The organism is Streptomyces sp. SID13031, from assembly GCF_010548305.1.
Classification (GTDB): Bacteria; Actinomycetota; Actinomycetes; order Propionibacteriales; family Kribbellaceae; genus Kribbella.
Map to the genome: position 1 here is coordinate 125,365 of NZ_JAAGLV010000008.1, position 11,385 is coordinate 136,749.

Annotated in this window: 6 protein-coding genes; 4 read left to right on the forward strand and 2 right to left on the reverse strand. The window is 68.6% G+C overall.

What is annotated here, in order from left to right:
* Nucleotides 1–26: 26 nt before the first annotated feature.
* Nucleotides 27–4,289, reverse strand: coding sequence for an NEW3 domain-containing protein (locus G3I17_RS17680; protein ID WP_164597531.1), 4,263 nt, complete (start codon nt 4,287–4,289; stop codon nt 27–29).
* A gap of 246 nt (nt 4,290–4,535) precedes the next feature.
* On the opposite strand from G3I17_RS17680, the gene nagZ reads away from it, so the two are divergent.
* On the forward strand, nt 4,536–5,993 hold the full coding sequence (nagZ, locus tag G3I17_RS17685; protein ID WP_164597533.1) for a beta-N-acetylhexosaminidase: 1,458 nt from the start codon (nt 4,536–4,538) through the stop codon (nt 5,991–5,993).
* A gap of 118 nt (nt 5,994–6,111) precedes the next feature.
* Nucleotides 6,112–6,678, forward strand: a complete 567-nt coding sequence (locus G3I17_RS17690) for a GNAT family N-acetyltransferase (protein ID WP_164597535.1) — start codon at nt 6,112–6,114, stop codon at nt 6,676–6,678.
* A 38-nt stretch (nt 6,679–6,716) separates the two neighbouring features.
* On the opposite strand, the gene G3I17_RS17695 is transcribed toward G3I17_RS17690, so the two are convergent.
* Entirely contained in the window at nt 6,717–7,922 is a 1,206-nt protein-coding gene (locus G3I17_RS17695) for an ROK family transcriptional regulator (RefSeq protein WP_164597537.1), read from the reverse strand.
* Nucleotides 7,923–8,100: 178 nt separating this feature from the next.
* On the opposite strand from G3I17_RS17695, the gene G3I17_RS17700 reads away from it, so the two are divergent.
* Together G3I17_RS17700 and G3I17_RS17705 are read left to right on the forward strand one after the other, a co-directional pair.
* Nucleotides 8,101–9,762 (forward strand): glycoside hydrolase family 13 protein, encoded by a 1,662-nt coding sequence (locus G3I17_RS17700; protein ID WP_164597539.1) that lies wholly within the window; start codon nt 8,101–8,103, stop codon nt 9,760–9,762.
* Nucleotides 9,763–10,205: 443 nt separating this feature from the next.
* Complete coding sequence (locus tag G3I17_RS17705; protein ID WP_164597556.1) at nt 10,206–11,339, forward strand: Nif3-like dinuclear metal center hexameric protein; 1,134 nt, start codon at nt 10,206–10,208, stop codon at nt 11,337–11,339.
* The last annotated feature ends 46 nt before the right edge of the window (nt 11,340–11,385 follow it).

The following is an 11,385-nucleotide window of genomic DNA, read 5'->3' on the forward strand; positions in this document are numbered from 1 at the left end:
TCCGTGGGTATCTGGCGTTGCTGCTCTCACTGGATCTCCAGGCGGACAGTAGGGGCGTACTGCGCGCGGCCGAACCACATCACCTTGGGTAGCACCCAGGCATGGGCCGGAGTCGCATCGGCGGGGGCGAGCACCGGCACCGGCACCACCACCGACGACTTGGCTGGTACTACAACTGCTCGCACCGGCTCAGGCAGCCAGGACCAGGTCCCGTACGGCGAGGCGAGCTGCAGCTCGGCACGGATCTCCGAGTGGGTGTCGTTGGCGAAGGTCAGTTCCAGAGTCGCCTGCGAGCCCGGCGTCAGCCGCAGGTCCTGGGTCGAGGGCGTCACGGTCAGGCCGGTAGGCCGTCCTGCTTCGCCTTCGGCTGTCCCCGACTCGTGGCGGACCGGGTCGCTCGGACCAAGACCGAAGCCGAGGGTCGCGGCCAGCTCGGGGCTCTCACCGACGAAGACGGTCACCACGTCCTCGACCGCCTGTACGCCGGCCCCGCCGGCCAGCTCATCGGTCTGGGTGAGGACGCGGGCGGCGACGAAGTACTGGCCGGGCTCGCAGTTCTCGGCCGGCGTCACCTTGAGGTTGTGACGCGCATAGCCGCCGGGCTCGAGCGTCAGCCGGAAATCGCCGTGGTCGGCCGTCCAACCCTCTGGTAGGTCAAGGGTCAGTACCATCTCGGCCGCGGCGTCGGTGTACTGGTTGGCGATCACCGTCGCGAGCTCGAACGGCTGGCTGCCCGTGCGCGCGACGGTGGGGGAGACGGACAGGCTGATCGGGAGGAAGCCCATCTGCGCGGGTCCGCGGTTGTGGAGCCAGTAGCGCGAGTACGACGGTTGCGCGAGCTCGCCCGGTTGACCGAGCACCTCCGCTGAGGCAGCAGCCGTGGTCTCGACGTCGAGGACGAACGTGTCGACCGCGGAGCCGTCGAGCTCGATGGTCAGCTTGCCCTCGGCAACCTCGATCGGTGCGCCACGCTTCTCCAGCAGGTCGGCGTGGCAGGCGGCGATGATCGGGACGGCGGAGGTGACCGTCGCGGTCGCGCCGAGACCCGTTGCCTCGATCAACCGCAGGGAGACGCCGTCGCGGGAGTCGGATGCGGTCCCCGATCCGTGCGCGATCGGATTGCCGGCCGGCTTGAGGGTGGAGACGAGAACGTCGCGCTCCGGCGATACCTGGAGCAGCGAGTGCGTTGCCGGGAGAGTGCCGTCGTGCGCGGTGGTGGTTGCCGCGAGCAACGGTGACGAGAACTCCTGGCCGCGCGAAGGCAGCTGCAAGGCTCGCCAGTCGCCTTCACCGGCGGCCAGTGCGTACCGGAACTCATGCGTCCAGTGCTGCAACTGGAACGACGACCCGTCGGGGGTGGCGCGCCGCGGCGGATCGATCCAGATCCCCGCCGGCCACCCGCTGCAGGACCGCAACAACGAGGCGTGCAGAGCGCCGGTCGCATCCACCGCAAACCCAGGAAGCCCGTACGTCAGCAATGCGACTGTCTCGTCCCGATACTCCTCAATCACCCCGTCCCCATGAACAGTCGCGGTGATGCGGGCCTCGCCAAGCTCGGCAACAGCCGCCGCCACGCTCTCATCGGTCGGCAGTACCAAGGCGGAAATCGCGCGCACGTCGCGCACATCAGCATTGGGCTGCCAAACCTCAGCCAACGCGGTCAGCGCAGGAACGAAGTAAGTCCCAGCAGGTTCGTCAGCGAGGTCGAGCAGGGAAGCGGCGGCGCCGATCAGGATTCTGAGGTCGGGGAGGTTGGAGTCGACCTTCAGCCAGCCGTATCGCGTGCCGCTGGCCAATGACGTGGTGGCTGTGACGCCGACCCGGGCCAGCGCGACGACCAGGTCTCGGACCGAGGAGGGCTCGGTGCTGTCCGGTACGACGATCTCGGCGACCGCGAGCGGGCGAGTGCCGAGGTGGTTGCCGTTGGCATCGGTGAGCTTGATGCGGGCGGTGGTGCCGAGGCCGAACCAGGTGTTGGCTGGATTGTCCAACGTCCAGGGGGCCTGCTCGGTGTCGACGTCGATCAGGCCGAAGCCGCGGCCGACGACGGCACCGGCGACCTCGCTCAACGGCAGGGCGCCGGGGATGTCCGCGGGGAACTTCACCCGGACCAGGCGATCCGACTGGGCGTGGTCGAGGATCCGGGTGGTGAACTCGATCCGGTCCAAGCCGGTGTAGACGCTGACCACCGACTCGTAGGCGATCCCGTCGACCTCACCATGGCTGACCACGCGACTGCCGAGCGGGCCGGCCTGCGTGAACACCTTCGCGGGCGCCTCGGACGAACCGACCACCGGCCCCGACGGCGTCAGGTGCCAAGGACCTTCGCCGAAGCGCGGGTGGTCCGGGTACTCCTCGTAGACCCGCAGCTCGTTGCCGAGTCCCTTCAGCAGCTGGCGCCCGGTCCGCTTGTCGACGATCGAGCTGACCGCGCCACCACGGGTGTCGTCGACCGTGACGTGGAAGAACTCGTTCTCCACGGAGTCGACGGAATCAGCAGGCCCCCAGCCGGCCGAAGTACCGGAAACCAGTCCGTAGGTCCGCCAGCCCAGCGACGGCACGGCCTCAGCAAGGAAGGTCAACTTGTTGCCCTCAACAACTGAAGCCACAGCGATACCGTTGTCATCGACAACAGACACCGTCAAACCGTCGGACAGCTCGACGGTCACCAGATCTGTCCGGGTGAAGGACAGTGTGTTCGTGACGACCACGGCGGACGACCCGAAGGTGCTCGTGTCGATCCGCGCCGCGAAGGCCTCCAGTGAAGCCTTCCGGGCATCGTCCGACAGATCGTGCGCCTCGCGCCAGCCGGTGACGAGGTCGATGTAGACCTGATCCGACTCCGACCCGGTGATGGCGTCGTGGTGGGCTCCGTAGGCCAGCTGCCGCCAGACCTTGTCCAGCGAGGCTTCAGCGAACCGCCCGAGCCCGAGCAGTTCGGCGTACGTCCCCAGCTTCTCCGCGTCGACGGCCGCCACCTCGGCAGCGCGCTGCGCCTGCTTGGTGTCGATGTACGAGACGTCCTTGCCGGTGTAGATCGGGTTCATGTCGCGCGACTGCGGCGACGCCTTCCGCCCCTCGGCGGCCAGCTCGGCCCGGACGCGATCCATGAAGTGCTGAGTCGTCCCGCAGACGAACTTCGGCCACGCGTACCGCTCTGCCCAGTCGTGATGCAGGGCGGTGATCCAGCTGTTCGGCGGGGTGTAGTCGTCACCCACCGGCAGCAGCGTGTTCTTGGTCGCCGCCACCGTCTTGAGCCGCGCGAAGAGCTGGTACGCCTCCTCGCCTGCCGCCTCGACGCTCGGTGCGTTCTCCAGCTCCCAGCCCGACCCGTAGTGGTCAGGCATGTAGTGCGTCAGTACGCCGTCGCCACTCGGGCTGATCCACTCGAACTCGCTGTGGAACTGCATCACAGCGGCAGTACCGACCCTGGGCTCACTCCACGCGCCCCGCAGCGGCCCCCACTGGTGGAACGGCCCGCGCGCCCAGGCGGACCCGGTCAGCCCGGCCTTGGCCAGGTACCCCGGGAACTGGGGGTCGTGGCCGAACACGTCCAGCTGCCAGGCGTTCTGCGGGTCGCCACCGAGGATGTCGCGCTGGTAGCCCACGCCGTACACGATGTTGCGGATGGTCGTCTCGGCGCCGGTCAGGTTGGTGTTCGGCTCGTTGTAGGTGCCGCCGATGATCTCCACCCGGCCCTCCGCGATCAGGCGGCGCAGTACCGCCCTGTTCTCGGGGAAGGTGTCGAAGTACGGCTTGAGGTAGTCCAGCTCGGCCAGCACGAAGCAGTACACCGGGTCGCGCAGCGCGAGCTTCAGGTGCGCGTCGACCAGGCTGAAGGCGTTGTGCGTGTAGACCGGCCGAGTCGTCCCGTCCGGGCCCTGCAGGTCCCAGCTGGTCGTGTACGCCGCCTGCGTGTTCCACCAGACCGGGTCGTAGTGGAAGTGGGACACCATGACCATCGTCCAGCCCGGCTCGGCGATCACCACCGTCCCGCTCTCGCTGGTGACGCCCGGCTGATTCCCGGACAGCACCTGGACCGTCGCATCCACGGCCAGCCCGTACTGCGCTCGCAGCGCGGGCGACACGTCCAGCGGCACCTCCACGAGAGCCGGGCCGTCGCCGGCGGGCAGTTCCGCAGTACCGGTGAGGCCTTCGCCGCCGACGTGGACCGCCAGAACGCCGTCCCCGACCGAGCGGTCGAGCTCGACCCGCACCAGCTGGCGCGGGTCGTCGTCGCTGCCCACGAACAGCTCGGGGGAGGAGACGCGGGTGATCTGCACAGTCACTTGGGGAACTCCGTCGCAGCGGCGGACAGGTCGGGAGACAACGTTATCCGTAACCGGTCGATCCGGCGAGAGGTTGGTGGCGCTAATCATCGATGATCCCGCAGGTGAGCGCTTGAATCATGCCTTGACATACTCTGACAACGATGGCCTCCGAAGCGCTTCAACCGGCCAAGTCGAGGGCAATCCTTCGCTGTCCGTGACCACTTCGGGTGGCGGCCCGGACCGGGGCAAGAGAGGGTAGGGGTTATGAGTGACCAACTGGATCGCGACGCTGCCGGCGCCCTGATTGTCGGCTTCAACGGAACCACCGCCCCCGAAGAGCTCCTTCGTGCCGTCGCTGCCGGGCTCGGTGCCGTCATCCTGTTCACCCGGAACGTCGAGAGCGCGGAGCAGGTCGCGGCGCTGACCGCCTCGCTGCGCGCCGAACGGCCCGATCTGGTGATCGCGATCGACCACGAGGGTGGCGAGTTCAGCCACCTCGCGCCCGCCAACCCCTGGCCGCTCTCCTCGCCGCGCTCGCTGGGTGAGCTCGACGACGTCGACCTGACCCGCGCCGCGGCCCGGGACGCGGCGGCCACCCTCGCCTCGCTCGGCATCGACCTGATGCTCGCGCCCTCGGTCGACGTGAACAGCAACCCGGCCAACCCGATCATCTCGACGCGCTCGTTCGGGACGACGGCCGACGTCGTCTCCCGGCACGGTGTGGCCTTCGTCGAGGGGGTCCACGAGGCCGGGATCGCCGCCTGCCCGAAGCACTTCCCCGGGCACGGTGACGTCACCGTCGACTCGCACCTCGCCCTGCCGCGCGTGGACCGCTCCATCGAGCAGGTGACCGCGGTCGAGCTAGCGCCGTTCAAGGCGACGATCGCGGCCGGCGCCGACGTCATCATGAGCGCGCACATCATCTTCTCGGCCTACGACGACCAGCCGGCCACCTTGTCGCGGCGGATCCTGCAGGGGTTGCTGCGCGAGGAGCTCGGCTTCACCGGTGTGATCACCACCGACGCGCTCGAGATGCAGGCGATCACCTCGACCCAGTCGATCGAGGACGCCACCGTCGCCTCGATCCGGGCCGGCGCCGACCTGGCGATGATCGCGGTCGGCGAGGCGGATCCCCGCGCGTTGACCGCCCGCCTGGTCCAGGCCGTCAACGAAGGAACGCTCGACGCCGCCCGCCTCGCGGACGCGGCCGGCCGGGTCCGCGCGCTGGCGGCCACGCTCGCCGCGCGACCCCACCAGCCCGGCCTGGACGGCGCCCCGACCCGCGAGGTCGCCGCTCGCACGGTCACCCGGCAGGACTTCCCCGGCCTCGGCGGTTCGCCGTACGTCGTGGACCTGACGCAAGGCCTGCACCCGGCATGGAACCCGTACTTCAGCGGCCTCCCGGAGGTCTTCGCCAAGGTCGCGCCCGGCTCGGCCGGCGTCGTACTGCGTGGCGAGGACCGGGCTGCTCTCTCGGAGGCCCAGAACGCCGCGATCGGCCGGCCGCTGGTGGTCGCAGTACAGGACGCGGTCCGTACTCCGTGGATGCGGACGGCGCTGCAGGAACTCCTGGAGAGCCACGAGGGTGATGTCTTCGTGCTCTGCACGGGTATCCCGGAGGACCGCGCGCTGGTACCGGCGGCCGTCCCGACGGCGGTCACCTATGGGCGCAACCTCGTCGTCCTGGAGGCAGCGGCTCAGCTACTGACCCGCGTTCCATAAATCCCATACGCTGTTGCGCCGCCCGACCTCGAGGAGTGCGCGATGGCGATCGGAGGAGGAGGCAACCTTCTGCTCGATGGCGCACTACGCAATCGATTTCAGGTCTAGCTTGGGTCGGGTGAACGCTCTCGACCTGTCGAAGATCACACTGCGGCCACCGCAACAGGGCGACTGGCCGCGGATCCACGAGTGGGTCTCGCTGGAAGAATCCTGCCGGTACCAGCCGTGGGGACCGAACACCGAACCGGAGACCGAGGCCTTCGTCGCCACCGCGATCGCGTCCGCCGGCGTGGAACCGCGCACCCGCTATGCCTTCGTCGCCACCCATCCATACACCGGCGTCCTCGGAATCGGCGAGCTGAACGTGCGCCACGCCGCCTGGAAGCGGGGCGAGATCAGCTACGCCGTCCACACCGACCACTGGGGCCAGGGGGTCGCCAGCGAGATCGCCCGGATCCTCCTCCAGCTCGGCTTCGAGAAACTCGGCCTGGAACGCATCGAGGCCACCTGCGACCCCCGCAACTCCGCCTCGGCCGCCGTCCTGAAACGCATCGGCATGACGTGCGAAGGGACCCTCCGCCGCACCGTCCTGATCCGCACCGGCTGGCGCGACTCCAAGATGCACAGCCTGATCCGCCCCGAGTGGACCCCACCGGGAGGCCCACCCCGCTGGACCCTGGCCTAGGGCGTGCGTCGTAAGAATCCGGCACGGACCAACTGCTGTCAGGGGCGGGTCGTCAACTGGAGGTCGAGGGCGTGCTGCTCGACGTAGTTGAGGGCGTGCCGGACGGCGCCGACCGACACGATCGTGTCGCCGAGGGAAGAGACGGCGATTCGGGGCGGGGTGGTAGTGAAGGCGGCGAGCTGTTCCTCGATCGCGGGGAGTAGGGATTCGGCGGCGGCCGCGACGGCGCCGCCGATCACGATCAGCTCGGGGTTGAAGAGGATCCCCAGCGTGGCTAGGACTCTGGCGGTGCGGCAGGAGACTTTGTGAAGGATGCTGAGGGCAACCTTGTCGCCGTCGGCCGCAGCCTTGAAGACCAACTCCGCGGTGACCGGGGAGTCTTTGGCGAGGTCGCGCAGGCTGGTCCTCACCGTAGGGTCCGCCACCGCTTTGGCGCCTTGCTCGCGGGCGGTGCGGGCGATGCCGGCGGTGTCGCCGACGCCCTCGACGAGTTTGAGATAGACCATCTCGCCGGCGCCGCCGCGACTGCCGTGCAGTAAGCGGCCGGAGTCCATCAGGCCGGAACCGAACCGCTCGCCCGCGAGGAGCACGACCAGGTCGTCGACGTCACGGGCCTCACCTCGCCAATGCTCGCCCAGGGCGGCCAGGTTCGCGTCGTTCTCCAGCAGGACCGGCCAGCCGTGCAGCTCGCTGAGGCGGGTCGTCAGGCCGGCGTCGAAGCGCCGCCAGAACTCGTCGTCGACCAGGATGTTGCCCTCCCGATCGACCGGCGCGGCGACTCCGACAGCGGCCGCGAGCACCTCGGCATCGGTCACCTGGGCCTCGGCGAGAACCTCCAGGACTGCTTCGTTGACGACCTGGGTCTGCTCGGCGGGGGTCTTCACCGCCTGGAACGAGCGGCCGGTCTTCGCGACGGTCTCACCCCGCAGGTCCGAGAGCAGCACCGTCGTCTTCGCGGCACCGACGTCGATGCCGAGCACGTACCCCGCCTGGCTGTTGAACTCGAATCGGCGGGACGGCCGGCCGATCGGCGTACCGGGTGCGTCGTGCCCCGGGTCGAGTTCGACCACCCAGCCCATCCCGATCAGGTCGTTGCAGACCGCGTGCACGGTCGCGCGGGTGAGGCCGGTGGCCTCGATCAGGCCGGTACCGGTCATCACGCCCGCCGTGGACAGCACGCCGAGTAGCTTGCCGGCGTTGACCCTGCGCAGCAGCGGCGGCGTGGCCGCCGGGGTTGTCGCCATATTCCCTCTTGACCTCCTCGCAAGACACCGCGCACAATACTGCAGAACCTAAATTTAGAGTCTATATAAATCCGGCGGCAATGTCGCCGGAATCCGCCGGAAACATCTGCCCTCTTGTTTCCATCAGCCACTGCCAGCAAGTACCCCCGGTCCACCCTCCGAACCGAGTGAGGCTCTCTTGACCAGCACCGAGACCCAGGTGACCCGCGCAGCCGACCCGAGCGACGCCGACTGGTGGCGGCATGCCGTCGTCTACCAGATCTACCCGCGCAGCTTCGCCGACTCCGACGGCGACGGCGTCGGCGACCTGCAGGGCATCATCAGCCGCGTCCCGTACCTGACCTCGCTCGGGATCGACGCCGTCTGGCTGAGCCCGTTCTACCCGTCGGCTTTGGCTGACGGCGGGTACGACGTGGACGACTACCGCAACGTGGACCCACGGCTCGGCACGCTGACCGACTTCGACGAGTTGGTCGCCGCGCTGCACGGCGCCGGGATCAAACTGATCGTCGACATCGTCCCGAACCACACCTCGAACCTGCACGAGTGGTTCCAGGAGGCGGTGGCTTCGCCCGCCGGTTCGGACGCCCGGAACCGGTACATCTTCCGCGACGGCGCCGGACCCGACGGCAGCGAGCCGCCGTCGGACTGGGACTCGGTGTTCGGCGGATCGGCCTGGGCCCAGACTCCGGACGGGCAGTGGTACCTGCATCTCTTCGCGGCCGAACAGCCCGACCTCAACTGGGACAACTCGGAGGTCCGCGACGACTTCCTCACCACGCTGCGGTTCTGGTCGGACCGTGGAGTGGACGGCTTCCGGGTGGACGTGGCGCATGCCCTGGTCAAGGACCTGACCGAACCGCTCCCGTCGAAGGACACGCTGCCGCGACAGTCGGAGTCGTTCGGCGCACACCCGCTGTGGGATCGCGAGGGCGTCCACGAGATCTACACCGAGTGGCGCAAGGTGCTGAACTCGTACGACCCGCCGCGATCCGCGGTCGCCGAGGCGTTCGTACCGGCTGCGCGGCGGGCGCGGTACGCGAGTGCCGATGGGCTGGGGCAGGCGTTCAACTTCGACCTGCTGCAGGCCGACTGGGACTTCGGCAAGTTCCGCAAGGTGATCGAGGAGAACCTGGCGCTGGCCGACGAGAACGGCTCGTCCTCGACCTGGGTCTTCTCGAACCACGACGTCGTCCGCCACGCGACGCGCTACGGCCTGCCTCGCGATCCGGAGGGATCGTGGCAGGACGGCAAGGCCTGGCTGCTGAGCAACGGCACCGAGCCGACGGTGGATGTCGAGCAGGGGCTCCGGCGGGCGCGGGCCGCAGTACTGCTGATGCTGGCGCTACCTGGCTCGGCATACCTGTACCAGGGTGAGGAACTGGGTTTGCAGGAAGTCGGCGAGCTGCCGGCCGCCAACCTGCAAGACCCGGCCTACTTCCGCTCCAAGGGCGCCGAAAAGGGCCGCGACGGTTGCCGAGTCCCGCTCCCGTGGACGGTCGGCGGCCTGTCCTTCGGCTTCGGCTCCGGCGGCTCGCACTTGCTGCAACCAACCTGGTTCGGCTCGTACTCGGTAGAAGCCCAGCAATCCGACCCGACCTCCACCCTCAGCCTCTACCGCAAGGCCCTGGCCGTCCGCCGAGGCCTCCAAACCGGCGCCGGCCTCGAATGGCTCGACGGCGTCGAATGGGCCCTCCACTTCACCCGCCCCGGCGGCTGGCAATCAGTAACCAACTTCGGCGCCGCCCCCATAGAACTCCCCGACGGCGCAGTAGTCCTCTCCAGCGCCCCCCTGGAAGGCGCCAAACTCCCCACCGACACCACCGCCTGGCTCATCTAACAGTGATGATGTGAGTGCTGCTCCGCAGCGGCCGTCCTGACTCGCCCTCTAACTGACTTCGGGTCTTCGTCGGGATCTGTCGGTCGGCCGTCTGCGGCGCTCTCTTGCACTCACCGGGCCAGGGGCGTTGGTGACTTCATAGGAGCCTGTGCCAGCAGGCACTCTTCGTGCACGTCGAAAGTCCGGCCGCCGTACTCATAGATGTGTGATCGCGTCGCCAGACCGGAAGCCCCGGCGGGAGTTCGGCCAAGCCGGTCCGCTGTGGTCTTCTGCGTGCCGACCCGTCCCGAACGACAGGTAGTGCACCCCGAAACGCTGTACGCAAGGAGCCTGCGCACCCTCAGGTGCACTGATTGGCGGCGACTATGTCCTGTCCGTCGGCACGCAACGCGACATCAGGCCTGGGCGGATGGGAGCAGGGAAGCGTGCGGCAGGATGGAGGTGTGGACGCGACGCTTGGTGATGTTGTCGGGGTGTTGGACGGGTTGTACGACCCTGCCTGGGCGGAGAGTTGGGATGCGGTCGGGTTGGTGACCGGTGATCCCGCGCAGCCGGTACGACGGGTGCTGTTCGCCGTCGACCCGATGCGCGTGGTCGTCGATGAGGCGATCGGCGGCGACTTCGATCTGCTCGTCACGCATCATCCGTTGCTGCTCAAAGGTGTGAACAGCGTTGCGGCGACCACGCCCAAGGGCCGGCTGATCCACGACCTGATCCGGAGCGGTACTGCGCTGCACGTCTGTCATACCAATGCGGACAATGCGAACTCGGGCGTGAGTGACGCGTTGGCTGCCGCACTCGACCTGAAAGACACCAGGCCGTTGAAGGCGATGCCCGCCGACTCGATGGACAAGCTCGTCGTCTACGTGCCGGTGGGGGAGACCCAGGCGATGATCGACGCCTTGGCCGCGGCCGGCGCCGGACAGGTTGGGTACTACGACCGCGCCGCGTGGAGCTCCACCGGCGAGGAGACGTTCCGGCCGCTCGACGGCGCCGACCCGGCGATCGGCAAGGTCGGGGAGGTCGAGCGCTTGGCGTCGGATCGGGTGGAGATGGTGCTGCCACGCCACCGCCGTCGCGCAGTGGTCGAGGCGATGCGGGCGGCCCACTTGTTCGAGGAGCCCGCCTTCGACCTGTACGAGATGGCGGCGCTGCCCAGCAACCGGGGCGGCGGGCGCATCGGCGTACTCGCTGAGCCCCTGCCCCTCAAGCGCTTCGCCGAATTGGTGGCCGAGCGCCTGCCCCGTACGGAGCACGGCGTACGGGTATCGGGCGACCCCGACCGGCTGATCGAGAAGGTCGCCGTGGTCGGTGGCGCCGGGGATTCGGAGTTCGACCGGGTACGAGCGGCCGGCGTCGACGCCTACGTGACCGCCGACCTCCGCCACCACCCCGCCACCGAGGCTCGCGCCCACGACGACGGCCCCGCGCTGGTCGACGTAGCCCACTGGGCCAGCGAATGGCCCTGGCTGAAAGACGCGGAGCGACTCCTGATCGCCGGTTTGGCAGAGCAGGGCAGTACCGTGGAGACTCACATCTCGACGCTCTGCACCGATGCGTGGACCATCAGGCTCTGACCGGTGTACGGCTGACAACTGAACGCGATCTAAGGAGCCGACCCTG